At 63.2% G+C, this 24,322-nt stretch carries 24 protein-coding genes and 2 pseudogenes; 11 read left to right on the forward strand and 15 right to left on the reverse strand.

Features of this window, described 5'->3' with window-relative positions:
• Nucleotides 1–68: 68 nt before the first annotated feature.
• Genes NKH49_RS14090 through NKH49_RS14100 form a run of 3 tightly spaced genes read right to left on the reverse strand, consistent with a single transcriptional unit; the run spans nucleotide 69 to nucleotide 3,924 of the window.
• Entirely contained in the window at nucleotides 69–1,034 is a 966-nt protein-coding gene (locus tag NKH49_RS14090) for a substrate-binding domain-containing protein (protein ID WP_352615043.1), read from the reverse strand.
• Nucleotides 1,031–2,344, reverse strand: a complete 1,314-nt coding sequence (locus NKH49_RS14095; protein WP_023676963.1) for an ABC transporter permease — start codon at nucleotides 2,342–2,344, stop codon at nucleotides 1,031–1,033. The genes NKH49_RS14090 and NKH49_RS14095 overlap by 4 nt, the downstream gene beginning before the upstream one ends.
• Nucleotides 2,341–3,924 carry a sugar ABC transporter ATP-binding protein gene (locus NKH49_RS14100; RefSeq protein ID WP_352615041.1) on the reverse strand — a complete coding sequence of 528 codons (1,584 nt, stop codon included), beginning with the start codon at nucleotides 3,922–3,924 and terminating at the stop codon, nucleotides 2,341–2,343. Before NKH49_RS14100 ends, NKH49_RS14095 begins: the two co-directional genes overlap by 4 nt.
• Nucleotides 3,925–4,141: 217 nt before the next feature.
• Here NKH49_RS14100 and NKH49_RS14105 point away from each other — a divergent pair, with 217 nt between their 5' ends.
• Together NKH49_RS14105 and NKH49_RS14110 are read left to right on the forward strand one after the other, a co-directional pair.
• Entirely contained in the window at nucleotides 4,142–5,161 is a 1,020-nt protein-coding gene (locus NKH49_RS14105) for a LacI family DNA-binding transcriptional regulator (protein WP_352449454.1), read from the forward strand.
• A 294-nt stretch (nucleotides 5,162–5,455) separates the two neighbouring features.
• Nucleotides 5,456–6,038 (forward strand): annotated as a pseudogene (locus NKH49_RS14110) (L,D-transpeptidase).
• A 156-nt stretch (nucleotides 6,039–6,194) separates the two neighbouring features.
• Here the strand turns inward: NKH49_RS14110 and NKH49_RS14115 are convergent.
• The 3 genes from NKH49_RS14115 to NKH49_RS14125 form a co-directional block, all read right to left on the reverse strand.
• Nucleotides 6,195–7,196: an LLM class flavin-dependent oxidoreductase gene (locus NKH49_RS14115; RefSeq protein ID WP_352615037.1), complete on the reverse strand. Its 1,002-nt coding sequence runs from the start codon at nucleotides 7,194–7,196 to the stop codon at nucleotides 6,195–6,197.
• Nucleotides 7,197–7,352: 156 nt separating this feature from the next.
• A complete protein-coding gene (locus NKH49_RS14120; protein WP_352472364.1) occupies nucleotides 7,353–8,513 on the reverse strand; it encodes an AI-2E family transporter in 1,161 nt (386 codons plus the stop codon).
• A 133-nt stretch (nucleotides 8,514–8,646) separates the two neighbouring features.
• Nucleotides 8,647–9,708: an LLM class flavin-dependent oxidoreductase gene (locus tag NKH49_RS14125; protein ID WP_352615035.1), complete on the reverse strand. Its 1,062-nt coding sequence runs from the start codon at nucleotides 9,706–9,708 to the stop codon at nucleotides 8,647–8,649.
• Nucleotides 9,709–9,935: 227 nt separating this feature from the next.
• On the opposite strand from NKH49_RS14125, the gene NKH49_RS14130 reads away from it, so the two are divergent.
• Nucleotides 9,936–10,364 (forward strand): DUF6481 family protein, encoded by a 429-nt coding sequence (locus NKH49_RS14130; RefSeq protein ID WP_352615033.1) that lies wholly within the window; start codon nucleotides 9,936–9,938, stop codon nucleotides 10,362–10,364.
• An 82-nt stretch (nucleotides 10,365–10,446) separates the two neighbouring features.
• On the opposite strand, the gene NKH49_RS14135 is transcribed toward NKH49_RS14130, so the two are convergent.
• Nucleotides 10,447–10,752 (reverse strand): DMT family transporter, encoded by a 306-nt coding sequence (locus tag NKH49_RS14135; protein ID WP_352539941.1) that lies wholly within the window; start codon nucleotides 10,750–10,752, stop codon nucleotides 10,447–10,449.
• A 148-nt stretch (nucleotides 10,753–10,900) separates the two neighbouring features.
• On the reverse strand, nucleotides 10,901–11,026 hold the full coding sequence (locus tag NKH49_RS14140) for a hypothetical protein (RefSeq protein ID WP_013528464.1): 126 nt from the start codon (nucleotides 11,024–11,026) through the stop codon (nucleotides 10,901–10,903).
• Nucleotides 11,027–11,241: 215 nt separating this feature from the next.
• Here NKH49_RS14140 and NKH49_RS14145 point away from each other — a divergent pair, with 215 nt between their 5' ends.
• The 3 genes from NKH49_RS14145 to NKH49_RS14155 all read left to right on the forward strand — a co-directional run bounded on the left by NKH49_RS14145 (nucleotide 11,242) and on the right by NKH49_RS14155 (nucleotide 13,625).
• Nucleotides 11,242–12,051, forward strand: a complete 810-nt coding sequence (locus tag NKH49_RS14145) for a transglutaminase-like domain-containing protein (protein WP_352539942.1) — start codon at nucleotides 11,242–11,244, stop codon at nucleotides 12,049–12,051.
• 123 nt (nucleotides 12,052–12,174) lie between these two features.
• On the forward strand, nucleotides 12,175–13,140 hold the full coding sequence (locus NKH49_RS14150) for a cation diffusion facilitator family transporter (protein WP_352926341.1): 966 nt from the start codon (nucleotides 12,175–12,177) through the stop codon (nucleotides 13,138–13,140).
• 80 nt (nucleotides 13,141–13,220) lie between these two features.
• Complete coding sequence (locus tag NKH49_RS14155) at nucleotides 13,221–13,625, forward strand: GFA family protein (RefSeq protein WP_023676952.1); 405 nt, start codon at nucleotides 13,221–13,223, stop codon at nucleotides 13,623–13,625.
• Between the two features lie 39 nt (nucleotides 13,626–13,664).
• Here the strand turns inward: NKH49_RS14155 and NKH49_RS14160 are convergent, their stop codons facing one another.
• Entirely contained in the window at nucleotides 13,665–14,927 is a 1,263-nt protein-coding gene (locus NKH49_RS14160) for a DNA recombination protein RmuC (RefSeq protein ID WP_352615029.1), read from the reverse strand.
• A gap of 103 nt (nucleotides 14,928–15,030) precedes the next feature.
• On the opposite strand from NKH49_RS14160, the gene def reads away from it, so the two are divergent.
• The 4 genes from def to truA are packed head-to-tail and all read left to right on the forward strand — an operon-like array spanning nucleotide 15,031 to nucleotide 17,787.
• The gene (gene def, locus NKH49_RS14165) at nucleotides 15,031–15,561 is read left to right on the forward strand and encodes a peptide deformylase (RefSeq protein WP_352455964.1); all 531 of its coding nucleotides are present in this window, start codon (nucleotides 15,031–15,033) and stop codon (nucleotides 15,559–15,561) included.
• Nucleotides 15,562–15,577: 16 nt separating this feature from the next.
• Nucleotides 15,578–16,507: a methionyl-tRNA formyltransferase gene (gene fmt / locus NKH49_RS14170; protein WP_352615146.1), complete on the forward strand. Its 930-nt coding sequence runs from the start codon at nucleotides 15,578–15,580 to the stop codon at nucleotides 16,505–16,507.
• The gene (locus NKH49_RS14175) at nucleotides 16,504–17,013 is read left to right on the forward strand and encodes a GNAT family N-acetyltransferase (RefSeq protein ID WP_352615027.1); all 510 of its coding nucleotides are present in this window, start codon (nucleotides 16,504–16,506) and stop codon (nucleotides 17,011–17,013) included. The genes fmt and NKH49_RS14175 overlap by 4 nt, the downstream gene beginning before the upstream one ends.
• Nucleotides 17,014–17,031: 18 nt before the next feature.
• On the forward strand, nucleotides 17,032–17,787 hold the full coding sequence (gene truA / locus NKH49_RS14180) for a tRNA pseudouridine(38-40) synthase TruA (protein WP_352615025.1): 756 nt from the start codon (nucleotides 17,032–17,034) through the stop codon (nucleotides 17,785–17,787).
• On the opposite strand, the gene NKH49_RS14185 is transcribed toward truA, so the two are convergent.
• Together NKH49_RS14185 and dapE are read right to left on the reverse strand one after the other, a co-directional pair.
• On the reverse strand, nucleotides 17,769–18,377 hold the full coding sequence (locus tag NKH49_RS14185) for a transporter (RefSeq protein WP_352615023.1): 609 nt from the start codon (nucleotides 18,375–18,377) through the stop codon (nucleotides 17,769–17,771). The two genes, truA and NKH49_RS14185, sit on opposite strands and share 19 nt — an antisense overlap.
• Nucleotides 18,378–18,379: 2 nt before the next feature.
• Nucleotides 18,380–19,579, reverse strand: a complete 1,200-nt coding sequence (gene dapE / locus NKH49_RS14190) for a succinyl-diaminopimelate desuccinylase (RefSeq protein WP_352615021.1) — start codon at nucleotides 19,577–19,579, stop codon at nucleotides 18,380–18,382.
• Between the two features lie 130 nt (nucleotides 19,580–19,709).
• Here dapE and NKH49_RS14195 point away from each other — a divergent pair.
• Nucleotides 19,710–20,740 (forward strand): annotated as a pseudogene (locus NKH49_RS14195) (2-dehydropantoate 2-reductase).
• On the opposite strand, the gene NKH49_RS14200 reads toward NKH49_RS14195, so the two are convergent.
• From NKH49_RS14200 to dapD, 4 genes are all read right to left on the reverse strand, one after another.
• Nucleotides 20,730–21,830: a diguanylate cyclase domain-containing protein gene (locus NKH49_RS14200; RefSeq protein WP_352539949.1), complete on the reverse strand. Its 1,101-nt coding sequence runs from the start codon at nucleotides 21,828–21,830 to the stop codon at nucleotides 20,730–20,732. The pseudogene NKH49_RS14195 and the gene NKH49_RS14200 sit on opposite strands and share 11 nt — an antisense overlap.
• 335 nt (nucleotides 21,831–22,165) lie before the next feature.
• A complete protein-coding gene (locus tag NKH49_RS14205; RefSeq protein ID WP_352455973.1) occupies nucleotides 22,166–22,954 on the reverse strand; it encodes a hypothetical protein in 789 nt (262 codons plus the stop codon).
• Nucleotides 22,955–22,975: 21 nt separating this feature from the next.
• Nucleotides 22,976–23,353 carry a DUF805 domain-containing protein gene (locus NKH49_RS14210; RefSeq protein ID WP_352455974.1) on the reverse strand — a complete coding sequence of 126 codons (378 nt, stop codon included), beginning with the start codon at nucleotides 23,351–23,353 and terminating at the stop codon, nucleotides 22,976–22,978.
• A gap of 30 nt (nucleotides 23,354–23,383) precedes the next feature.
• Entirely contained in the window at nucleotides 23,384–24,238 is an 855-nt protein-coding gene (gene dapD, locus NKH49_RS14215) for a 2,3,4,5-tetrahydropyridine-2,6-dicarboxylate N-succinyltransferase (protein ID WP_023677474.1), read from the reverse strand.
• Nucleotides 24,239–24,322 lie beyond the last annotated feature (84 nt).

The raw sequence follows: 24,322 nt of genomic DNA on the forward strand, positions 1-24,322 counted from the left end.
TCTGCTGCCTGCCGGCGCTTGGTTGTTGTTCCTGCCGGGCGCTGAACGCCCGGCAGGAAAGCCTCGTCTCAGAGGCCGTTGTCCTTCAGGATCTGGGCGGCATTTTCCTTGGTGATCTTCTCCGTCGGCAGGGTGATGGTCTTTTCCACTTTCTCCCCGTTCAGGAACTTGATCGCCTGCCGCAGCCCTTCGGCGCCCGGCGTCACATAAGTGAACGTCGCCGTCAGCTCGCCATTGGCGACCAGCTGCACGCCTTCATTGGGCAGGCCGTCGATGCCGATGAACTTGATGTCCTTCTCACGTCCGACGTCCTTGGCGGCAAGATAGGCGCCATAGGCCATCGGATCATTGTGGCCGTAGACAAGATCGATTTTCTCGTTGTTGCGCAACGCCGTCGCCATGATGTTGTAGGCCTGGTCCTGCTTCCAGTCGCCCGACTGCTGGTCGAGCAGGTATTTTATGCCCGGCTCCTTGTCGGTGAATTCATGGAAGCCGTCATGGCGGTCGTGTGCCGGCTGGGTGCCCATGCCGCCCCAGATCTCGACGACGTTGCCGACGGCCTTGCCCTTGCCGCCAAGCAGCTCGACGGCATATTCACCGGCAGCTCGGCCGATCAGCTTGTTGTCGCCGCCGACGAACTGCGTGTAGTCGTTGGTTTCGACGTTGCGGTCGAGCACGAAGACCGGGATCTTGGCATCGATCGCCTGCTGCACGACACCGGTCAGGCCAGCGGATTCTTTCGGTGATACCAAGAGCGCATCGACCTCCTGACGGATAAGGTTTTCGACATCGGCGACCTGCTTCTCGGTCTTGTCCTCGCCGTCGGTGATGATCAGCTCGACTTCCGGATGCTTGGCCGCTTCGGCCAGGATGTCCTTGTTGAACTGGGCGCGCCAGGGTTCGATGGTCGTCACCTGCGAGAAGCCGATCTTCCACTTCTTGTCCTGCGCATGGGCGCCGCCGGCAAGCATGGCGGTCGTGGTCAGGAGTGCCGCTGTCAGCCCGGCGAGCTTCAACAATTCACGTCGTTTCATTTCTTGTTTCCTCCAATATTCAGAGACGCGGTCTCTTGCGACGGCCGCTTTGCCGCGGCCGTTTCCTTGTGCGCTTGCCCACCGGGCAGTCGCAGATAGAAGAGAAGATCACCGGCACTGCGCTCCTGTACGAGCACGGTACCGATGATGATCATCCCCTTCAGCACCAGCTGAAGGTTCGAATTGATGTTGTGCAGCTGCAGGATGTTGGAGAGCAGCCCGAAGATCAGCACGCCGCAGAACGTCCCGGTGAGGCTGCCGCGTCCGCCCATCAGGCTGGTGCCGCCGATGACCACGGCGGCGATCGCGTCGAGCTCCAGGCCGGCGCCGGCATCAGGCTTGCCTTGCCGGTATTGCGCGACATAGAGCACCGCCGCGATGCCGGCCAGCAGCCCTGACACGGCATAGGTGGCGATCTTCACGCGGCCTGCGGCGATGCCCGACAGCCGCGCCGCCTCCTCATTGCCGCCGATCGCATAGACATAGCGGCCGAACGGGGTGAAGCGCAGCACGGCGCCGTAGATCAGGATGGCGCCGAGGAAGAACAGGCCCGGCATCGGGATCACGCCGAATACCAGCGAGCGCAGCATTTCGAAATCGGCGGTGGCATTCGAGCCGGTGTAGACCGGCAGCACCGCATTGTTCTGGCCGGCTGTCAGCCGGGCGATGCCGAGCGCAGTGACCATCATCGCCAGCGTCACGATGAAGGGCTGCAGCCGCCCGGCGACGATGATGAAGCCGTTGAGCGCGCCGAACAGCAGGCCGACGCAAGGCGCCACCAGCAGCACGCCGAGCACGCCGAATTTTGAGCCCACCTGCGGCAGCAGGAACCACAGCACCAGACTGCACAGGATCACCCCGACAATGCCGGGCGTCACCAGCCCGCGAACGCTGTCCAACCTGATGTCGTGCGTGGCCTGCGCGCCGGCGCGGGATTTTTCGATGTTCAGCAGGATGAAACGAGTGACGAGAATGCCGAGGCAAAGGGCTGCCAGGGCAACTGTCGGCACCCCCAGCACCACCGCCGGCGTCACGCCGGGGACCGTCAGCAGCATGGCACAGACGACCGTGCAGATAGCCATCAGCGAGCCGACGGAAAGGTCGATACCGCCGGTGATGATCACCGCAGTCATGCCGGTGGCAATCAGCCCGGTGGTCGACACCTGGCGCAGCACATCGAGCAGGTTGCCGTAGGACAGGAAGATGTTGTTGCCCTTGGAGCTGATCGGCGAGCCGAGCACGCCGATCAGGAAGATGGCGATCAGGCCCCAATAGAGCTTCGTCCGGGACAGGATATGCAAAATGCTCATGCGGCAGGCCTCGTCATCGTCCGTCGCGGCGCCGCAAGCCGCATGATGGCCTCCTCGCTGGCTTGCGTGCGGGATAGGATTCCCGTCTGGCGGCCGTCGGCCATGACCAGGATACGGTCGGAAAGATGCAGCAGCTCCGGCAATTCCGAGCTGATGACGGCGATCGCCAGCCCGTCTCGCGCCAGCTTGAAGATGAGATCGTAGATTTCCCGCTTGGCACCGACATCGATGCCGCGTGTCGGCTCGTCGAGCAGCAGCACCCGCGGCCTCGTCGCCAGCCATTTGCCGATGACGACCTTCTGCTGGTTGCCGCCGGACAGCGTGCCGGCCGGCTGCTCGACAGTCTCGCAGCGAATGCCGAGCGCCTTGACGGCGTCCCGTGCCAGCCCTTGCTCACCGGCCAGCGAGCGCACGCCGAACCGCGCCAGCGCGCCGACCAGCGGCAGCGCGACATTGTCGGTGATCGAGGCCTCGAGATGCAGGCCTTGCGTCTTGCGGTCTTCCGTGACCAGGGCGATGCCGAGCCGGCGCGCATCGCGCGGCGAACGGATTTCTACTGCCTCGCCATCGAGCCTGATCTCACCGCCGGCACGTCCGCCGCTGGACCCGAAGATGGTTTCCAGGATTTCGGTACGGCCCGAGCCCAGCAATCCGCCGATACCGAGGATTTCTCCTGCGGCAAGATCGAAGCTGACGCCATCGAGCACGGTGCGCCAACCATTGCGATTGGGCTTCGACAGCGACAGCTCGCTTACGGACAGGACCGTGTTGCCACCGGGGATGCGGTGCTCCTGGGAGGAAGCAAGCAGGTTTCGCCCGACCATCGCCGAAATTATGGCGTCTTCGTCGAGCTTGTCCATCGCCCGCGTCAGGACGTGGCGTCCATCGCGAAACACGGTGACGCGGCTGGCCAGATGCATGACCTCGTCGATGCGGTGCGAAATGTAGACGATCGCCACGCCGCTGTCGGCGAGCTGGCGGATGATGCGGAACAGCCGCTGGCATTCGGCCGGCGAAAGCGCCGAGGTCGGCTCGTCCATGATCAGAATGCGCGCCGACATCGACAGCGCCTTGGCGATCTCGACCAGCTGCTGTTCGCCGACGCGCAAGGCACCGACGCGCGCATCCGGGTCGAGCTCGATGCCGAGCCTTTGCAAGAGCGCGCCGGCAGCGCGGCTGCTCGCCTTGCGGTCGACGATCAGCCCGGCGATCAGCTTCTCGCGGCCGAGAAAGATATTGTCGGCGACGCTAAGTTCGGGAACGAGGTTCAGCTCCTGGTGGATGATGGCGATGCCGGCGCGCTCGGCTTCGCGGACGCCGGCAAAGCGCACCGGATGGCCATCGATACTGACCGTTCCGTTATAGTCCGTATAGACGCCGGACAGGATCTTCATCAGCGTCGACTTGCCGGCGCCGTTCTCGCCCATCAGCGCATGGACCTCGCCGCGCCGCAGTTCGAAGCCGACATCGACAAGCGCGGCGATACCGCCGAAGGACTTGGAGATGTGCTCGGCGCTCAGCACGATAGCCGAGCCGTCCGCCACAACGCCTTGCGCAGGGATGGAATTGCCGTGCTGCATGACAAGGACGGCCTCCCTCCGTCGTCACCGAACACCTCAAACGCTAATCTAAACGTTTCGATCATGTCAAGGCAATATCTGGAGCCTGAGATTGTTCCATTTCAATTCTTGCGCAAAATCATAAGATTCCGTACGTATTGCTACCGTGGAGTGGTGAAACGTTTCGAAAATGACAGCGTCAGGACGAAAAAAGCAGCGCAAATTCACTGCCCCGACTATGCTTCATGTGGCCGAGGCCGCGCGTGTTTCCGTGGCCACCGTATCGGCGCTGATCAATGGCACCGCGACCGTCAGCCCCGAGCTCAGCCAGCGCATCGAACAGGCGATCCGCGACATCGGCTACAAGCGCAACGCCATTGCCCGCAGCCTGAAGATGGGCACCACACGCACCATCGGGCTCACCGTCCCACACATCACCAATCCGTTCTTTACCGACGTGGTTTCGGTCATCCAGCAGGCTTTCGACCGGGCCGGCTACGCCGTCATGCTGTGCTGCACCGACGAGCACCTGAACACGCAGGACGACCAGATCAGGCTGTTGCTCGACCGCATGGTCGACGGACTGATCGTCGCGCGTGTCGGTGACGGCGCGATCCTCAAACGGATTGTCGACGACGCCAATGTGCCGGTCGTGCTGCTCGACCGTGTTTGCCAGGGTGTCGACACCGATGCCGTCGTTCTCGACAATCAGCGCGCGGTGTTCGACGCCATCACTTACCTGATCGATCTCGGCCATCGGCGCATCGGCTACATCTCCGGCTCGTTCGATATCTCGCCGATGCATGACCGCATGGCGGGATACCGCGAGGCCCTCCAGGCCGCCGGCCTGCCGGCCGAGGCCGAACTCGTCCGCTTCGGCAACTTCCATGAAGTCGACGGCTACAACGCCACCATGCAGCTGCTTTCGCTGCACGACCGGCCGAGCGCCATCTTTTCGGCCAACAACCCGATGGTGATCGGCACCATGAAGGCCATTCGCGATATCGGCCTGTCCTGTCCGGAGGATATTTCGGTCGCCTGCTTCGACGACTTTCCGTGGTCGGATGTGTTCCGGCCGCAATTGACCACGGTCGCACAGCCGGTGCAGGCGATTGGCGAACAGGCGGCCAATCTGCTGCTCGACCGGCTCGCCGGAAACAGGGATGCGCCGCCGCGCAAGCTGACGCTCAAGGGACGCTTGATGATCCGCAATTCATGCCGTCCGCTAGGTGCGACTGCGCAGAGCGTCAGCGCGTAGCGCTTGGGCTCTGTTCAGAAACTTTGCAATGCCGGACGGACAGCGCTCCCTCTGTCCTGCCGACCCCGGCCTTCGCAGCCACTACGGGCGTTCGTCTTTCGAAAACCGAGCAATTGAAGGACGGGCGCCGATCGAGCCAAGTGGCCAACAATCAGCCAGCCGACAGTCAGGAAAATCTTGGCAATCGAAGCATGTCGGTTTAGGAATATGACGAGATGCGGCTGATCGCCCACACGGGCGCCCGCTTGAGTCATGCGCGTGAAATCGATCCTAATCGGGCTGGTACTTGCTGGGATGGCCGCATTCTTCGGCTGCACCACCGGCGGCGCATTTAAGACTTTCCCCTCGGCCTATGGCGGCCTCACCGACGCCGGTTTTCGCGTTCCGCCGGTTCCGATCTACAAAGTTGACCAAAAGTTCCATCGGCAGACAGTGCCTTATGCGACTGAAGAGGCGCCGGGCACCATCATTGTCGATACAGGAGCGAAGTTCCTCTACTACGTGTTGGGAGACGGTCAGGCGCTGCGCTACGGAATCGGCGTCGGCAAGGCGGGCTTCGAGTGGCATGGCACTGCTCACGTTGCGAGGAAGCGCGAATGGCCGGATTGGAGCGCGCCGTCTTGCGATGATCGTGCGCGAGCAGAAGCGAGGCCGCATCATACCGGCCCATATGGAGGGCGGACTCATGAACCCGCTCGGGGCGCGGGCGCTCTATCTTTTTAACGAGAAAGGTGACACTGGATATCGCCTGCACGGTAGCCCTGAATGGTGGTCCATCGGCAAAGCTGTGTCGGCGGGCTGCATTCGCCTCATGAACCAGGACATCATCGATCTCTATGACCGCGCCACAATCGGCACCAAGGTGATCGTCATTTAGTGGACGCCGCGTTTCCCGCTAACGGACGAGCATGACGGATCGAAAACCTTCGCGCAAAACGCGCGAAATTGTTCGCTATGTCTTCGCACACCCGTTCGCGATGTCCCTGCCTAAGGCCGGCCTTGCCCGCAACAGTGGCAAGTGGCGAACCAACTCTCAGGCAGCTTCCGACAGCGATTTGTGAGCGTCGGCCAGGATCTCGAACGAGCGCACCCGCGCCGCATGGTCGAAAATCTGCGCTGTGACCATCAGCTCGTCGGCCCCTGTGCGGCGCACAAACGCCTCGATGCCTTGCCTGACCGTTTCCGGGGAGCCGACGACGGCGCAGGAAAGCGCTTGGCCGAGCATGGTCTTGGCCATTGGATCGAGCTCGCGCTCATATCCTTCGACCGGCGGCGGCAATCGGCCGGGCCGGCCGGTGCGCAGATTGACGAAGGCCTGCTGCAGCGAGGTGAACAACAGCCGCGCCTCGGAATCGGAAGGAGCGGCGAAGACGTTGAGGCCGAGCATCACATAAGGCTTGTCGAGCTGCTCCGAAGGCTGGAAACGCGAGCGGTAGATCTCCAGAGCATGGTCGAGCTCGGCCGGCGCAAAATGCGAAGCGAAGGCGTAGGGCAGGCCGAGCATGGCGGCAAGCTGCGCGCCGTAGAGGCTGGAACCGAGAATCCAGATCGGCACCTTTTCGCCTTCGCCGGGCACTGCGCGGATGCGTTGGCCGTCTTCGGCCGGCTGCAAGTAACCCATCAGCTCGACGACGTCCTGCGGGAAATTGTCGGCGCCAGCGTCGAGGTTACGGCGCAGCGCCCGTGCCGTGGCCATGTCGGTGCCGGGCGCCCGGCCGAGGCCGAGATCGATGCGGCCAGGATGCAGAGCGTTGAGCGTACCGAACTGCTCGGCGATGACCAGCGGGGAATGATTGGGCAGCATGACGCCGCCGGCGCCGACGCGTATCGTATCGGTGCCGCCGGCCACATGGGCAATGACCACCGAGGTGGCAGCGCTGGCGATGCCCGGCATATTGTGGTGCTCTGCCAGCCAATAGCGCCGGTAACCCAGCCGCTCGGCATGACGGGCGAGATCGAGCGAATTGGCGAGTGACTGTGAAGCGTTGCTGCCTTCGACGATCGGCGACAGGTCGAGAACGGAAAGAACGGTCATCGGCGCGGGTTTCCTGTGGGCCGAAGGGATGTAGGAAGCCGTTGCCGAGGCGGCAAATTCAAAATGTTGATGGAGCGCTGAGGGCACAACGGACGTGCGACCGATGCAAGGTCGTGATCTGCACCATCGGGGGGGCGCTTTTGACCCTTTAAGCCGCTACTTGTTCACCTCGGAAATCTCTTCGTCCTCGATCGCTGCCGTGTGTTGCGCCGCCAGGAAATTGCCGACATGGCTGAGACCGTCGAAATGATCGCAGAACACCTTGATGACGACCAGCAGCGGCACCGCCAGCAGCGCGCCGACAAAACCCCATAGCCACGACCAGAAGGCGATGGCGATGAGGATCGCCACTGCGTTGATTTCGAGACGGCGGCCGACCACCGTCGGCGTCACGAACTGGCCTTCGACGATGTAGCATAGAACGACGAAGGCCGGCGCCAGCAGCGCGTAGGAAATCGTGTCGAAGCTTATCAGCGCAATGATCGTGACCAGCGTGATGGTGATTAACGCTCCGATATAGGGCAGGAAATTGAGCAGAGCCGCTGCCGCGCCCCAGACCTGCGCGTTTGGCACGCCGAGTGCCCACAGGCCGAGCCCGATGACCACGCCGAGACATGTATTGATGATCGTGACGGTAAGCAGATAGTGCGAGATTTCACGTTCGACGTCGTAGACGACACGCAGTGCCCGCTTCTTTTCGCTGAGACTGGGGAAGGATTGGACGATCTTTTCATAGAACATCGTGCCGGAGGCGAGCAGGAACAGCGACAGGACGAAGACGATGGTGACGCTGGTGCCGGCCGACAGTACATTGCCGGCGGCCTGCGAGAGAATACCGGATGGCGCCATCGCCACCCTCTGAACGCCCGGCTCCTGGGATGTCTGCGTCAGTCCCTCTATCTGACGCGAAACCTCCACGATCCTTTCGAACGGACGGCGCAGTTGTGCCAGACGTTCGGTAAGCTGCTGGCCGATCGTCGAGGTGTTGTTGATGAGATCGATGACCGGGCCGCTGAGCAGATATCCCGCGACGGCGACGAGGCAGAACGAAAGCAGCACCAGCAGTGTCGCTGAAATGACATCGGGCATGCCATGCTTGCGCAGGAAGCGAACGATCGGCGTCAGCGTCAGCGCCAGCAGGAAAGCCAGAATGACTGGCATGAAGAAGGCGCGGGCGAAGTAAAGCGCGTAGATCGCCATGAGGATGAAGATGCCGACGAGCAGCGAACGCATCAGATGCGCATCCGCCCGCGCCTCGACGCGCGGATCCGGGCTTTCGGCAGCGCTTGCGCCCGAAGCGTCGGGTTCGGCTTTCATTCTGACCCTCGGCGGCACACCGCGATTGGTGCAGACCGTTGGCGAAAACGCCTCTGTCGCTTCAAGGTTCCGTTAGCCGGCGTCACCGGCAAAGCCGCCTCGCGGCCTTGCCGGTGAATCAGGTGACTGGGAATCAGGCAACCGGCGCCGCCACGGCGGGAACGGCCTTCGCAGTTTCCCGGCGCACGATCGGCGCCACTTTGGTTCCGTAGAGTTCGATGGCCTTCATCACCTTGGCGTGCGGCATGGTGCCGATCGCCATTTGCAGCAGGAAGCGGTCGTTGCCGAATATCCTGTGCTGGGCAAGGATCTTCTCGGCCACCTGTTCTGGATTGCCGACGAACAGCGCGCCGTTTGGGCCGCGCGATTGGTCGAAATGTGCCCGCGATGTCGGCCCCCAGCCGCGCTCGCGGCCGATGCGGTTCATCACCTCGGCCTGCGGCCCGTAAAAATCCTCGGCTGCCTGGTCCGTGCTGTCGGCAATGAAGCCGTGCACGTTGAGACTGGTGGCAAGGCTTGCCGGGTCGTTGCCGGTGCGCCTGGCTGCATCCCTGTAGATGTCGAACAGTGGTGCGAACCGCGCCGGCTCGCCACCGATGATCGCCAGTGCCAGCGGCAACCCGAGCACGCCCGCGCGGGCGACGGATTGCGGTGTTCCACCGACGGCGATCCAGATCGGCAATTTGTCCTGCAAGGGCCGGGGATAGACGCCACGATCATTGATCGGCGCGCGCAGACTGCCCGACCAGGTCACCTTGACATGATCGCGGATGGCGAGCAGCAGGTCGAGCTTCTCGGCGAAGAGTTCGTCATAATCTTCGAGATTGTAGCCGAACAGCGGAAAGGATTCGATGAACGAGCCGCGCCCGGCCATGATCTCGGCACGGCCGCCGGACAGAAGATCGAGGGTGGCAAACTGCTGGAAGACGCGCACCGGATCGTCGGAGGACAGCACGGTGACAGCGCTGGTCAGCCTTATGCGCTTGGTCCGTTCGGCCGCCGCCGCCAGCGCCACCGCCGGAGCCGAGGCAGCATAGTCGGGACGGTGGTGCTCGCCGAGACCAAAGACGTCCAGCCCGACCTGGTCGGCGAGCTCGATCTCCTCGATCAAATTGCGCAACCGCTCATGCGCACCGATCGCACCGGGACCCGGTTCCGGGCTGACGTCGGCGAAGGTGTAGAGACCGAGTTCCATACTGTCATCTCAGCGTTTTGTCTTGGCGCTAGACGTAGCGATCAGTCCGCCGCCCCGCCAGATGCCTGGATGGTGAACAGTGCGGGTGCTTTCGGCCGAATTCAATCGAAATGGCGTCTCCCGGTTGCAACAGATCAGAATTTCATGGCTGGCATACCGTTTTGGCGCTTGAACTCTCGGTTTTCACGCGTATGTAAGCGTCGCAAATTGACTTCAGGGAAGTGGACTTGGCTATCTATAGGGAAAAAGACGTTTTCGAGCGGCGCAATGCCGCAAACGAGGCAAAGAAGGCGCTTCTGGAGCGCTTCAAGGCAAAGCCGGCGGCAGATGATCCAGCGGTGCTGGCACGACAGGCCGAGCGCAAGGCGATCCTCGAGGCCCGCGCAATACGCGAGGCCGAAAAGGCCAAGCTGAAGCAGGAAAAGCTGGCGCGCGAAGCGGCCGAAAAAGCCGAGCGCGAGGCAGCTGCCGAAGCGGCACGCATCGCCGCGGAAGAAGCAGCACAGGCCGAAGCGAAGATCCGGGAAGCTGAAGAGAACGAGCGCATCGCCCGTTTTCTTGCCGACGAGGCCGAACGCAAGGCCAAGCGTGACGCACGCTATGCCGCGCGCAAGCAGCGCACCGGCAGGACGCCGCCCGGCTTCTCCGCGCGATAGCGCCTTCCGGCACTGATCAGCCGAATTCAAGAATCAGGGCCGCCTTGCAGCGGCCCCGAACGCGTTCGTCTGTCAGAATCGGCTAAGCCGCGAGCTTCAGTCCCATGATGCCGCAGACGATTAGCGCGATGCAGGCCAGCCTGATCGCCGTCGCTGGCTCGCCGAGCAGCCATATCCCCAACAGCGCCGTGCCGATGCCGGTCCACACCGCGTAAGCGGTGCCGACCGCCAACGCCTTCAGCGCCAGGCCGAGCAAGGTCAGGCTGACGATCATCGAGGCAACCGTCAGGACGGTCGGTAGCGGCTTCGAGAATCCGTCGGTGTATTTGAGGCCGATCGCCCAGCCGATCTCGAACAGGCCAGCGAGGAACAGGAAAACCGACGACATCGGAACGCTCCGTTTCGATGGCTTTCGGCCGATTTCTTGAAAAGCGCAAAAATTGCCTTCGCCGCATCCAAGGGGATGCGCGTGAGCTTAATGAACAATCATACCGGCCGCGTTTGCGGCCGGTCGAAATAAGCCGGTAGCTGCGGCTCTACTTGTCCTTCAGCTTCATCGCCTTCACCGGCGGTGCCTTCAGGGCCGGCGCCGGAGCCGGTTTCTTCGCGTCCTTCTTCGGCTTGCGGGCCTCCTTGCCTGCCTTCATCGCACCCTTAGCCATGATTCGTTCCTCCAGTTGATATCTGGCGAAGTGAAACAAGAGAAAACGTTCGACTGCAAGAGGCCGCTGCCGTGCAGTCGCCTGGCCGATGGGCTGTCAACCGGTTTCTAATTCCCTCGTAAACCGCAGCGGTCCGTGCCATGGTCTTCTTCGCACTGCAGCATCAGCCCTCGCGTTTCGCCAGCTGATGATCAGGCAGGCCGGTCAGGACGACAATGCGGATCCACATCGGTTGCCAGATGAGCTTCGACTTCCCGCAGGAAACACCGCTGATCGCGATGCTAAATGTCCATTATTCGCGCGCATCCGATCTTGAGCGGCCGGACTTCCTGACGTCGAACCCGCCGGTGCCGATCGAGAGCTACCGCGACAGTTTCGGCAATTGGTGCAACCGTTTCGTTGCGCCGGCCGGGCGCTTTGCGTTCGGCACGGACGCGGTGATCCGCGACCCCGGTTCCTTCGAGACGCGCGAGCTGACGGCGTGGCAGCACGAGGTGCGCGATCTGCCGTCGGAGACGCTGCTGTTCCTGCTGCCCAGCCGCTATTGCGAGAGCGACGTGCTGTCGAATGAAGCGTGGCGGCTGTTCGGCAGCACCCCGCTCGGCATTCCGCGCGTCCAGGCGGTCTGCGACTTCGTCCATAACCACATCGTCTTCAACTATTTCAATGCGCGGCCGACGCGCACCGCCGCCGAGGCCTATCGCGAGCAGAGTGGTGTATGCCGGGACTTTGCTCACCTCGCTGTTGCCTTCTGCCGCGCCCTGAACATTCCGACCCGCTACTGCACCGGCTATATCAGTGATATCGGCCTGCCAAAGCCGTGGTCGGACATGGATTTCGCCGCCTGGATGGAAGTCTATCTCGGCGGCCGCTGGCAAGCGTTCGACCCGCGCAACAACGCGCCGCGCATCGGCCGCATCCTGATTGCCTCCGGACGCGATGCCGCCGATGTGCCGCTGACCCACATTTTTGGGCCGGGCGCGCTGGCTGGCTTCAAGGTCTGGACGGACGAGGTCGTCGAATAGCCCCGCGCCGCCCTTTTGAACAACTGACCTTGTGAACAACTGGGCACTTCGGGCGTTGTGGGGGACTGTGGAGCGTGGGCGGGCGCTCCGCCAATCTCGGTGCATCAACCAAGGCAGCACACCATGGCGGCGCATGGCGGGTCGAAAAAAGTGAGCTATGCGGCGCTCGCCGGAAATCTTGCGATCGCACTGACCAAATTTGCCGCTGCCTTGTTCACGGGCAGCTCGGCAATGCTCTCGGAATGCGTCCACTCGCTCGTCGATACCGGCAATGGCAGCCTGCTGCTTTACGGCATGCACCGTGCCGCCCGGCCGGCCGACCGCACGCATCCGCTCGGCCATGGCCGCGAGCTGTACTTCTGGAGCTTCATCGTCGCGCTCCTCGTCTTTGCACTGGGTGCCGGCATATCGTTCTACGAAGGCGTGACGCACATCATGGTGCCGGAGCCGATCGCCAACGCCAAGGTGAACTACGCTGTCCTTGGCCTTTCCTTCCTCTTCGAAGGCACCTCTTGGCTGGTGGCGCTGAAGGAATTCCGCCACCAAAAAGGCAGCCACGGCTGGCTTGAGGCGGTGCAGCTCAGCAAGGATCCGAGTGTCTACACCGTACTCTTCGAGGACAGCGCGGCACTTCTCGGCCTCGTTGTCGCCTTCGCCGGGATATTGGCGGCGGAATTGCTGGACATGCCGAAGCTCGACGGCGCCGCGTCGATCGGCATCGCGCTGATCCTGGGCGCGACCGCGATCTTCCTGGCGCGAGAAAGCAAGAGCCTGCTGCTCGGCGAGCCGGCCTCGCCCGAGGTGCAAACAGAGGTGCTGGCCATCATCCAGCAGGACCCGGCGGTGCAACGGGCAAATGGCGTGCTGACGCTGCATATGGGTCCGCAGGAGATCGTCGCCGCTTTGAGCATCGAGTTCGAGGATCATTTGTCGGCGCCCGAGATAGAGACCTGTGTCGAGCGCCTCGAGACGCGGCTGAAGGCGGAGATGCCGGAGGTGACGCGGCTGTTCGTCAAGCCGCAGACCACCGGCACCTGGGAACGCCGGAGCAAGGCCTTGGCGGGGGCATCCGGACAAGAACCGGCCTAAGGAAAATGGCTTGAGGAAATCGATGCGCCATCGGGCAGTCCCGGCTATGATCGCAGGCAAAAGCTCCAGGAGGAACGAAGATGAAAATCGACGGCGCGTGTCATTGTGGCGCTATCACTTACGAGGCCGAAGTCGATCCGGAAAAGACCACCATTTGTCACTGCATCGATTGTCAGAAGCTAACCGGAACGGCTTTTCGCGTCACCGTGCCGGCGTCCGAGGACAATTACAGGATCACCAAGGGCACGCCGAAGATCTATATCAAGACCGGTTCGAGCGGCGCCAAGCGCGCCCAGGCATTTTGCGGTGAGTGCGGCTCGCATCTCTACGCCACGTCGGCGGGCGAGGGACCGAAGGTTTACGGTATCAGGGTCGGCACGGCACGGCAGCGCGAGCAACTGGTGCCGAGAAAGCAGATCTGGCACCGCTCGGCGCTGCATTGGCTGCCGGAATTCGAAGGCACAACCATCATCGAGGAGCAGTAGCGCCAGACCCGGGCGAAGCCTCCGGTTCCGGCGTAGCTCTCAATCGTCGCCTTCGACGACCCTTAGTCTCAACTGCCCGGTTTTCGAATCGGCGACGCGCGGGCTGCTTTCCGCTTTTGCTCCGCTGCCATTCGAACCAGCGGTGTCCTCCGCCGGCTGCACGCCAAACTCCAGCGCCTCGATCTTTTGTCCGCGCCTGGTCACCTTCGATGTCGAGACCAGGATGTCGTCGATATCCTTGGCCGATTGGCCGAAATGCGTCTGCAATTTGCGCACCCGCTCGTCGAGCCGGGAGACGTCTTCCATCAGCCGGATGACCTCGCCCTGGATCAGGTGTGCCTGCTCGCGCATGCGGGCATCCTTGAGGATTGCCTGGATGACCTGGATCGACAGCATCAAAAGCGATGGCGAGACGATGACGATCCGCGATCGATGCGCCTTTTGGACAACGGCCTCGAAATTCTCGTGGATTTCGGCGAACACCGATTCCGAAGGCACGAACATGAAGGCGGTGTCCTGCGTCTCGCCCTGGATCAGGTATTTTTCGGAAATATCCCGGACATGCACCTCGATGTCGCGGCGGAAAGCCTGTGCGGCGGACTTCTGCAGGTCGGCGCCTTCGGCGGCACGGATGGCATTCCACGCCTCGAGCGGAAACTTTGCGTCGATGGCAAGCGACGGCGCGCCGTTCGGCATCTTTACCAGGCAGTCGGGCCGGCTGCCATTCGACAAGGTCGCCTGGAATTCATAAGCGCCGTGCGGCAATCCGTCGGCGACGATGGCTTCCATACGCGACTGGCCGAAGGCGCCGCGCGTCTGCTTGTTGGAAAGGATCGCCTGCAATTGCACGACCTGGCCGGCCAGCGACTGGATGTTGCCTTGCGCAATATCGATGACCGCCAGCCGTTCCTGCAGCTTGGCGAGGCTCTCATGCGTCGATCTCGTCTGCTCGGTCATGGTCTGGCCCAGGCGGCCGGTCATGGCATCGAGACGCTGGCCGATCGACTGTGTCAGTTCCGCCTGGCGCGCCCCGAACACTTCGGCGATGGCGCCCATGCGGCCCTGCATTTCCGCTTGGGATTGCAGAATGCCGGCCATCCGCGCCTCGGCGTCGCGGGCGTGGTCGGCGGCTTCGGCGGCCGCCACTGCACGCGCCTTGGCCGATCGCCACAGCGCAACGACGAGCGCGACGAACAGTCCAAGGAACAGCATTGCGCCGAAACCCAGGGCATGGCCGAGCGTGAGCGTGGTGGCGCCGAGGCGGGCGACAGGTTCGGACAGGATGGTGGCCAGATCGTTCATGCCGACAGCATAGATGATTCGGTCTGCCGGCACAGATCAAAACGTGAACGACCCGAAGGCGTCCCGGTTGACGCTTTTCCTGCGAGGTCTTAGGTGAGACGCCATGTCGATCAAGCCGCTTATCATCCTCCCCGATCCCGTCCTGCGCCAGGTTTCAAAACCGGTCGAGCGTGTCGATGGCGATTTGCGCAAACTGGCCGGCGACATGCTGGACACCATGTATGACGCGCCCGGCATCGGCCTCGCAGCGATCCAGGTCGGCGAACCCTTGCGCATGCTGGTGATCGACCTCGCCAAGGAGGACGAGACGCCGGCGCCGCACGTCTTCATCAATCCCGAAATCCTTGAAAGCTCCGACCAGCGTTCGGTCTATGAGGAAGGCTGCCTGTCGATCCCCGATTACTATGCGGAAGTCGAGCGCCCCGCCGCGGTGCGGGTGAAATATCTCGATCGCGACGGCAAGCTGCAGGAGATCGAGGCCGAGGGGCTGATGGCGACCTGCCTGCAGCATGAAATCGACCACCTCAACGGCGTGCTGTTCATCGATTACATCTCCAAGCTGAAGCGCGACATGGTGGTCAAGAAATTCAAGAAGCTCGCCAGGGACAAGGCGCCGGGCAAGATGGTGGGGTAGGCGTCGACGAATGCCCCTGCGTGTCATCTTCATGGGTACGCCCGAATTCTCCGTGCCGACGCTGCGGGCGATTGCCGGGGCCGGGCACGAGTTGGCAGCCGTCTACACGCAGCCGCCGCGCGCCGGCGGCCGGCGCGGGCTCGAACTGACGCCGTCGCCGGTGCAGCGCGAGGCCGAGCGGCTTGGCATCGAGGTGCGGTCGCCGGTGTCGCTGAAGGGCGAGGCGGAGCAGGAGGCGTTCCGCGCGTTGCGTGCCGACGTCGCCGTGGTGGTCGCCTACGGGCTGCTTCTGCCCAAACCCATTCTCGAGGCGCCGCGGCTCGGTTGCCTCAACGGCCATGCATCGCTGCTGCCGCGCTGGCGCGGCGCTGCCCCTATCCAGCGCGCCATCATGGCCGGCGATACCGAAACGGGCATGATGGTGATGCGGATGGAGGAAGGCCTCGACACCGGCCCGGTGGCAATGGTTGAAAAATGCGCCATTGGACCCGACATGACGGCCGGCGATCTGCACGATCGGCTGATGGTCTTGGGTGCTTCGCTGATAGTGCAAGCGCTCGAACGGCTGGAGCGGAATACGCTGACATTTACCACACAGGCGGAGGTGGGGGTGACCTACGCCAAGAAAATCGATAAATCGGAGACTCGCATAGACTGGCTGCGACCTGCCGGCGACGTGCACAACCAGATTCGCGGCCTGTCGCCCTTTCCCGGTGCATGGTGCGAGGCCGAAATCGGCGGCCGCGTGGAACGGCTGAAACTGCTTCGCTCGACGCTCTCGCAAGGCGCCGGCGAACCGGGAGGAATTCTCGATGACCGGCTGACGGTCGCCTGCGGGTCAGGCGCGATCAGGCCGGTCGAAGTTCAACGTGCGGGCGCAAGGCCCATTGCCGCGCAGGAGTTTCTGCGCGGGGCCAGGCTCGAAAAAGGAATGAAATTGTCATGAGCATGATGTCCATACGCGCGGCGACGCCGCGGGACCGCGAGGCGATCCGCCTTGTCGAAGAACACGCATTCGGCCAGCAGACCGAGGCCGGACTGGTCGACGCGCTGGTCACCGGCGGTGATGCCGTCGTCGAACTGGTGGCGGACGAAGACGGGCAAGTGGTCGGCCATATCCTGTTTTCACGGCTTTTCGTGCGGAATGGCGGCAAGAGCTTCCCGGCGGTGGCTTTGGCTCCTTTGGCGGTCGAGCCGTCGTTCCACGGCACCGGCATCGGCGGTGCGCTGGTCCGCGAGGCGCATATCCGCCTGAAGGCTGCTGGCGAGACGCTCGCCGTGGTGCTCGGCGATCCCGCTTACTATGGCCGTTTCGGCTACAGCCGCGCCCGTGCAGCGAAATTCGAGAGCGACTACCAAAGCGAGGCTTTGCAGGCGCTTGCCTGGGGCGAGGCGCCCGAGACCGGCAGGCTGGTCTACGCCTCGGCCTTCGGCTCAGCCCTCGCCGCCTGATTTCGCCTCGATCCGGGAATGCCGCGTTTTCGCCTCGACATCGAATATGACGGCAGTCTCTTCGCCGGCTGGCAGCGCCAGGCCAACCAGCCTTCGGTGCAGCAGGCGATCGAGCAGGCGATCGAGAACTTCTGCGGTGAGCAGGTTTCGCTGCGCGCCGCCGGCCGCACCGACGCCGGCGTCCATGCGACCGCTCAGGTGGCGCATGTCGATCTGATCAAGGCATGGCCCGGCGACAAGGTGCGCGACGCCGTCAACGCGCATCTGCAGGCGGCCAAGGTGCGCATCGCCATCCTGAAGGCCGCCGTCGTGCCGGATGGCTTCGATGCGCGTTTCTCGGCGATCAGCCGCCATTACCTCTACCGCATCGTCAATCGCCGCGCGCCGGCGGCGCTCGACAAGGGCAAGATCTGGTGGGTACCGAAGCAGCTCGATGCCGGTGCCATGCACGAAGCGGCAAAGGTGCTGCTTGGCCGGCATGATTTCACCACCTTCCGCTCGACCCAGTGCCAAGCCACCAGCCCCGTCCGCACGCTCGACCGGCTGGATGTCAGCCGGGCGGGCGATTTCATTGAGGTCCGCGCTTCGGCGCGGTCATTCCTGCACAACCAGGTGCGCTCGATGGTCGGCTCGCTCAAACGTGTCGGCGAAGGCGGCTGGACTGTTGCCGACCTCAAGGCGGCGCTTGAGGCGCGCGACCGTGCGGCCTGCGGTCAGGTGGCGCCGCCCGACGGGCTGTTTCTCGTCGGCGTCGATTATCCGACGCCTGGCTGATCCGGAACGCTGATCCCGAGCAGCGCCTGCAGGCCGAACAGGACGATCAGCGACGCCACGAACATGCCGGCAAAAACGGCGCTGCCGGTGGCCGCACCCCTGCCGATCGCAACGTTGGTCATCCGCCAGGTCAATACCATCGACAGCGCGAATAACAGCAGCGACACGAGTCCGGAGACTTCGCTGGCCGACGTCAGGAAAAGCCGGATCAACGCCGATGGCAGCATCATCCAGGCGATGATCGCCGAGGCCCAATTGCTGGCCACGACATAATGGACGAAACGGCCGCCGACGCCGACCCGCGGCGCCACCAGGGCGAGGCCTATGAGCGGCAGCACCCAGGCGCCGATATCGACGGTGGCCAGGCGGATCAACATGCTGAAACGGCCGACGAATGCGTTGGGATCGCCGATCTCGTTGGCAATACCGACCCAGCCGACGATCAGTGCCGGCGCCGCGACGACGATGGCAAAAAAGGAGTTCCAGAAACCGTCCGCCGAAAGGTCGAGCAGGCGAAATCCGTCGGCCTTGCCGAGCATCAGCCGCCAGGCACCGGCAAGCGAAGCGTAGGTTTCATCCGCTGAAAGCATCACTAGGATATGTCCTGCGCAAACCAGTCTTCAACGAAGCGCAGATAAATCTGCGTCAGCGTCTCGAGGTCGGCAATTGCCACGCGTTCGTCGACCATGTGCATGGTCTTGCCGACCAGTCCGAATTCGACCACCGGACAATAATCCTTGATGAAGCGGGCATCGGAGGTGCCGCCGGAGGTGGAGAGCGCCGGCTTCCTGCCGGTCACCGCCTTGATCGAGCCGCCAAGCGTCTCGATCAACCTGTCGTCGCGTGTCAGGAAAACGTGGCTCGGACCGTCGCGCCAGACGATCTCGTAGTCGACCGGCGTCTTCTTGCCGGCGCGGTATTTCTTGCGTTTCGCCGCCCGGTCGAGGCGGTTGTGGATCTCGGCCTGGATCGTCTCGGCGGTCCATATGTCGTTGAAGCGAATATTGAAGGTAGCCGCCGCCTTCGCCGGGATGACGTTGGTGGCAGGGTTGCCAACGTCGATGGAGGTGACCTCAAGATTGGTCGGCTGGAAATCCCTTGTTCCGTTGTCGAAGACGGGGTGAAGCAAGGCGTCGACCAGCGTCACCAGGCCGCGCACCGGGTTGTCGGCTAGCTGCGGATAGGCGGCGTGGCCCTGGCGGCCGTTGACGACGACCGTGCCGGAGAGCGAGCCGCGCCGGCCGATCTTGATCATATCGCCGAGCGCGTCGGGATTGGTCGGCTCGCCGACGATCGCAGCATGCCATTTCTCACCCTTGGCAGCCGCCCATTCGAGCAGCTTCGTCGTGCCGTTGATCGCCGGCCCTTCCTCGTCGCCGGTTATCAGCAGCGAGACCGACCCCTTCGGGCCGCCCTTCTGCGCGATATGTCGCGCTACCGCCGCGACGAAACAAGCAATGCCGCCCTTCATGTCGACGGCGCCGCGGCCGAACATCTCGCCATTGGCGATCTCGGCGCCAAAGGGTGGGTGCGTCCAGGCTGTTTCATCGCCCACCGGCACCACATCGGTATGGCCGGCAAACATCAGATGCGGGCCGTTGCCGGAACGCCGCGCGTAAAGGTTCTCTATGTCAGGTGTGCCGGATTCGGAAAACACCGGGCGCTCGACGGCAAAGCCGAGCGGCTTCAACATTTCTTCCAGCGCGCTCAGCGCACCGCCTTCGGCGGGCGTCACGGAAGCGCAGCGGATGAGAGCAGCCAGATTTCTGGTCGGATCGGTAGGCAGCGTCATGGGCAAAAGCGATAGTCGAAAGCGCAAGGCCTGTCACGGCCAGACATAAGGGCCAGCCATGCCGCCGACATTATGGTTTTCATGCCGTATAAGTTGCGGCAAGGCCTCTCAACCAGGACAGGGCCATCGCATGATCACGCATGGCAGGACGATCGTAATCGCCGGTGCCGGCAGTATCGGGCGCTACGCCGGCGGCTGCCTGATACTTGCCGGGCGAAAGGTGGTTCTGCTGGCGCGGCCTCGCATCGAGAAGGCGCTGCAAAAAGGTGGATTGCGCATCACCGACCGTGATGGCCGCGACCGATCCGTCAAGCCGGAGGCATTGTCGGTCACCGCCGATCCGGCCGCGGCATTCCCCGGTGCCGATGTCATCCTGCTAACGGTCAAGAGCGGCGCGACGCAAGACATGGCCGGGCTTATTGCGGCCCATGCCCGACCGGATGCGGTGGTACTCAGTCTGCAGAACGGCGTCGACAATGCCGATAAGTTGCGAGCCCATCTCACCGCCCGGCGGGTGCTCGCGGGCATGGTGCCGTTCAACGTGGTCCAATCACCGGAGGGCGAATTGCCGCTTCGCCTGCACCGCGCCAGCGGCGGCAAGGTGATGATCGAAAGGGCGCGACAGGCCTTGACGAACTGCTCGACGTCGAGGGCTTTGCCGTCGCCACACATGGTGACATCGAAGCGGTGCTATGGGGCAAGCTGCTGCTCAACCTCAACAACGCGCTGGTGGCGCTTTCCGGCCTGCCGCTGGCGGCAGAGCTTGCCGATCGCCGCTGGCGGCTGATCCTGGCCGGCCAGATCGACGAAGCATTGGCGGCAATGATGGCGACAGGCATCGAACCCGCTCGCATCGCCGGCCTGCGTCCCGCGCTGCTGCCGAAAGTGCTTCGCCTGCCCGACTGGCTGTTCAAGTTCTTGGCGCGTCGGATGCTTGCCATCGATCCGGCCGCGCGTTCGTCGATGTGGGGTGACCTTCAGCGCCGCCGGCCCTCGGAGATCGGCGAACTGCAAGGCGCGGCCTTGCGTTTGGCCGAAAAGGCCGGCACGCCGGCGCCGTTGCTGAAGCGCGTGACGGCATTGGTGCGCGCGGTCGAGCAGGAAAGAGGCGGATCGCCCTGCCTGTCGCCGGAAGCCGTTGTCGCGTCCGTCAAATCGTAGCCCGCACAGGCGCCCAGTAACGGCCCTTGCCGGTGCGCTTGGCTTCGTACAGCGCATGGTCGGAACAGGTGAGCAGGATTTCCGGATCGCCGCCGTCGGCGGGTGCGAAGGCGCTGCCGACGCTCAAGCCGACATGGATGGCGGAACCGACCCCGAGGTCGAAAGGCACCGAGACCTTTTCGATGGCCCGCTTTGCCAGGTAGGTGGCCTCGATCTCCGAGGTTGCGGGCAAAAGGATGACAAATTCATCGCCGCCAATGCGGAAGACCACGTCCCCCGGACGGAAGCCCCGCTTCAATCGTTCGGCCACCTTGCGCAGCAGCACGTCGCCGACGGCGTGGCCAAAACGGTCGTTGACGTGTTTGAAACCGTCGAGATCCATGCTGAGCACTGCAAACGGCTTGCCGCCATTAGCGGCCGGCGCCGCAAGGTCGCGGCACATGTCGCGCAATTTCTCCTGCAGGAAGATGCGGTTTGGCAGGCCGGTCAGCGCGTCCTTGATGGCCAGGTCGCGATTGTCCAGTTCGGCGCGGATCATGCGGGCATTGATTGCGTGGTTCTGAAGCAGCACGATGATGACGCCGACCACATAGAACGGCGTTTGAATTCCGACGATCGGCATTCCGGGCGCCGCAGAAAACAATGCACCGACCACGTAAGGCAGGCTTACGGCCAACATGACGAATATGGCGAAGCGCGGGGTCGCCGCATTGCGTGACGACACCACGCCGACGACGCCTGCGACATTCAAGGCGGCAAGTACGGAAAGCGCCATATTCCCGCTGGCAACACAGCCATAGCAGCCGAGGCCGAAAACGACCGACCAGACGCCGCTGGCTGCCATCAGGCCCGCCAGCGGCCCTTTCGAGCCGCGCCTGCGGGCCTGCTCGCATTCCCGCATCAGCAGAACGCGGACGGTGAAAAGCATCAGGTCGGCGGCAATCCAGGCGTAGGGCCACCAATCCCCGGTGGCAAGAGCGGCGCTGACTGCAACCAACAGAACGCTGATGGTGCCGAACAGGACTGCGAATTTGCGGTCGAAGGTGGTGTCGAGAAGCCGGGCGCGGACAGCTTCCGGTTCCAATTTCATCGGCGAAGAGAACCAGGCAAAGAGGCGAGCGGCGGCGCTCCACGTTTTGCGCGGCTCCTTGGTGATCAGGGATAGGTCGCTTGCCAGTCGAGCGCTCCGTGCCGGTCGACACAGTCTTCGCCGGCATGCTGGGCCAGGGTGATTAACATTCGCTTAGAGCATCCGGCGCAAACCGGGCTTTCGGAACTCCCCGCTCCGCCGCTCTGGAGCAATTCCAGGAAAAGTGTGAAGCGGTTTTCCGTCCGGAATTGCGTCAAAACAAAAAAGATAGAGCGGTTCGGCGTTTCTGCGAAACGATGAACCGCTCTAGCGGATCTGCCGCCGGGTTGCCGGTTTTAGCTTGCCGGCCCCGGTCGTCTGCGGACTGCAGGCCGGCGCGGCGGGCCCGGCTCGGGATCGGTCTTCGCCGCACGTGCCGGCTGCCCATGAGGGGTTTCGATCAGCGTGATCTTCTGCCAGATCTTTCGCGAGAGGTTCGAAGCCAGGTTCTCGATGTCATTGACGCCGTCGATGACCACGGCGTCATTCACCGATTGCGCGAACAGCGCGGCGATCTTGCCGGTGATCGACAGCATTTCGGAGCAGTAGTCGAGATAGCGGGCAAGGTCGGCGGCGTTGGTGATGCGGGCTGGCGAATGCGCAGTCGGCTTGAAACTGGCTGAAAGCGTTGCCGGATCCTTGGTCAGCTGGTGCATGTCGATGACGTGGATCAGCGACCGCAGCCCGTGGAGCTGGCGAAACACCCGCTTGCGCTTGATCCGCTCCTCGGAGCGAATCAGGGCCAGGAAGCCCAGCACCGCGAGGATGATCATGTTGAGGGAGGCTTCGATGCCTTGCACCGACTGGAAGGCATCGTGGTTTCCCGAGATGCGGCCGAGCGGCAGGATTGTGCCGACGAACAGGAACATCAGCGCTCCGACGACGAAGGCGGCGATGATGAGGCCGCGCAGCCACCAGATCGGCGCCTCCAGCGCCTTGGCTGCCTTTGCCAGATCGCGCGACAGCGACACGAGCTCGGCGGCGACGCCGCGCAAGCCTGCATCGGGAAAGCGCTCGGCGACGCGCCCTTCCAGCCGTTCGGCGGTTTCGAGGATCAGTTTCGGATCAAGCGAGCGGTAGCGCATGACGAAATGTCCGATCGGTGCTCAGGGTTCGGCCGGGGCGTTGGTGCGCTTGCCGTAGCGGTTGGGGCCGGGTTGCCCTGGAAACAGGCAAAGCACGAGGAAAGCGATGATCGAGACAACCGGCACGAACAGCACCAGCGCCGCAACGCCCGGCTTGTCGAGGTCGTGCAACCGCTTGACCGCCAGCACCACGTTCGACCAAAGCGAGGCAATGAAGGCGATGAAGAAAATGAACGACCACATGTTGCTCTCGGTGGTGCCTTCCGGCACCAGCGTGAAACGGTAGAGCGGGAAGGCCTGTATGATGGCCACCAGCAGTCCTCCAAGAAAATAGGCCGCGCGGCTGACGCGGCCCGAAGCTTTGAAGAAAAGCCAGATGAGGTCTGATCTATCAGGCAAGCGAATTCCGTCCGTATTCGTTGAGAAAGATCAATCGCGCAGCAATTCGTTGATCGATGTCTTGGAACGGGTTCTGGCATCGACCCGCTTGACGATGACGGCGCAGTAGAGGCTGGGGCCGGGCTCGTTGTTTGGAAAAGGCTTGCCCGGCAGCGAGCCGGCGACGACGACGGAATTAGGCGGCACCTCGCCGTAGAAGATCTCGCCGGTGGCACGGTCGACGATCTTGGTCGACTGGCCGATGAAGACGCCCATGCCGAGCACCGAGCCTTCGCGAACGATGCAGCCTTCGACCACTTCGGAACGGGCGCCGATGAAGCAATTGTCCTCGATGATGGTAGGGCCGGCCTGCATCGGCTCCAGCACACCGCCGATGCCGACGCCACCCGACAGATGCACATTCTTGCCGATCTGGGCACAGGAGCCGACCGAAGCCCAGGTGTCGACCATGGTGCCGCTGTCGACATAGGCGCCGACATTGACGAAGGACGGCATCAGCACGGCGCCGGGCGCGACATAGGCGGAGCGGCGCACGATCGACGACGGCACGGCGCGGAAGCCCGCCTTCTCAAAATCGACGGCGCTCCAGCCGTCGAATTTTGAGGGCACCTTGTCCCACCATACCGCCTGACCGGGACCACCCTTTATGATCTCCATCGGGGTGAGCCGGAACGACAGCAGCACCGCTTTTTTCAGCCACTGGTTGACGTGCCATTTGCCGTCGGCCTGCCGCTCGGCGACGCGGGCGACGCCCCGGTCGAGCAGGTCGAGCGCCGATTGGATGGCCTCGCGCGTCTCGCCGCGGGTTGCGGTCGAAATCGTGTCGCGTTCCTCGAAGGCGTTCTCGATGATCTCCTCGAGGCTCGCGAGATCGGGCTTCGACATGAATTCGCTCCATTACCAAGCTGTTAAGGGCCGGCGCCTTAACCTGTTTGAAAGTCGCGCGGACCCTATGTGAAGGCTTGGGGA

The sequence above is a fragment of the Mesorhizobium sp. M1088 genome (assembly GCF_040318575.1).
Lineage (GTDB): Bacteria > Pseudomonadota > Alphaproteobacteria > Rhizobiales > Rhizobiaceae > Mesorhizobium.

What these genes read in the sequence shown, in the direction of transcription:
- NKH49_RS14090 (WP_352615043.1), bottom strand. Translation starts at nt 1,034, where the DNA reads ATGAAACGACGTGAATTGTTGAAGCTCGCCGGGCTGACAGCGGCACTC.
- NKH49_RS14095 (WP_023676963.1), bottom strand. Translation starts at nt 2,344, where the DNA reads ATGAGCATTTTGCATATCCTGTCCCGGACGAAGCTCTATTGGGGCCTG.
- NKH49_RS14100 (WP_352615041.1), bottom strand. Translation starts at nt 3,924, where the DNA reads ATGCAGCACGGCAATTCCATCCCTGCGCAAGGCGTTGTGGCGGACGGC.
- NKH49_RS14105 (WP_352449454.1), top strand. Translation starts at nt 4,142, where the DNA reads ATGCTTCATGTGGCCGAGGCCGCGCGTGTTTCCGTGGCCACCGTATCG.
- NKH49_RS14115 (WP_352615037.1), bottom strand. Translation starts at nt 7,196, where the DNA reads ATGACCGTTCTTTCCGTTCTCGACCTGTCGCCGATCGTCGAAGGCAGC.
- NKH49_RS14120 (WP_352472364.1), bottom strand. Translation starts at nt 8,513, where the DNA reads ATGAAAGCCGAACCCGACGCTTCGGGCGCAAGCGCTGCCGAAAGCCCG.
- NKH49_RS14125 (WP_352615035.1), bottom strand. Translation starts at nt 9,708, where the DNA reads ATGGAACTCGGTCTCTACACCTTCGCCGACGTCAGCCCGGAACCGGGT.
- NKH49_RS14135 (WP_352539941.1), bottom strand. Translation starts at nt 10,752, where the DNA reads ATGTCGTCGGTTTTCCTGTTCCTCGCTGGCCTGTTCGAGATCGGCTGG.
- NKH49_RS14140 (WP_013528464.1), bottom strand. Translation starts at nt 11,026, where the DNA reads ATGGCTAAGGGTGCGATGAAGGCAGGCAAGGAGGCCCGCAAGCCGAAG.
- NKH49_RS14145 (WP_352539942.1), top strand. Translation starts at nt 11,242, where the DNA reads ATGCGGATCCACATCGGTTGCCAGATGAGCTTCGACTTCCCGCAGGAA.
- NKH49_RS14150 (WP_352926341.1), top strand. Translation starts at nt 12,175, where the DNA reads ATGGCGGCGCATGGCGGGTCGAAAAAAGTGAGCTATGCGGCGCTCGCC.
- NKH49_RS14155 (WP_023676952.1), top strand. Translation starts at nt 13,221, where the DNA reads ATGAAAATCGACGGCGCGTGTCATTGTGGCGCTATCACTTACGAGGCC.
- NKH49_RS14160 (WP_352615029.1), bottom strand. Translation starts at nt 14,927, where the DNA reads ATGAACGATCTGGCCACCATCCTGTCCGAACCTGTCGCCCGCCTCGGC.
- def (WP_352455964.1), top strand. Translation starts at nt 15,031, where the DNA reads ATGTCGATCAAGCCGCTTATCATCCTCCCCGATCCCGTCCTGCGCCAG.
- NKH49_RS14175 (WP_352615027.1), top strand. Translation starts at nt 16,504, where the DNA reads ATGAGCATGATGTCCATACGCGCGGCGACGCCGCGGGACCGCGAGGCG.
- truA (WP_352615025.1), top strand. Translation starts at nt 17,032, where the DNA reads ATGCCGCGTTTTCGCCTCGACATCGAATATGACGGCAGTCTCTTCGCC.
- NKH49_RS14185 (WP_352615023.1), bottom strand. Translation starts at nt 18,377, where the DNA reads ATGCTTTCAGCGGATGAAACCTACGCTTCGCTTGCCGGTGCCTGGCGG.
- dapE (WP_352615021.1), bottom strand. Translation starts at nt 19,579, where the DNA reads ATGACGCTGCCTACCGATCCGACCAGAAATCTGGCTGCTCTCATCCGC.
- NKH49_RS14200 (WP_352539949.1), bottom strand. Translation starts at nt 21,830, where the DNA reads ATGAAATTGGAACCGGAAGCTGTCCGCGCCCGGCTTCTCGACACCACC.
- NKH49_RS14205 (WP_352455973.1), bottom strand. Translation starts at nt 22,954, where the DNA reads ATGCGCTACCGCTCGCTTGATCCGAAACTGATCCTCGAAACCGCCGAA.
- dapD (WP_023677474.1), bottom strand. Translation starts at nt 24,238, where the DNA reads ATGTCGAAGCCCGATCTCGCGAGCCTCGAGGAGATCATCGAGAACGCC.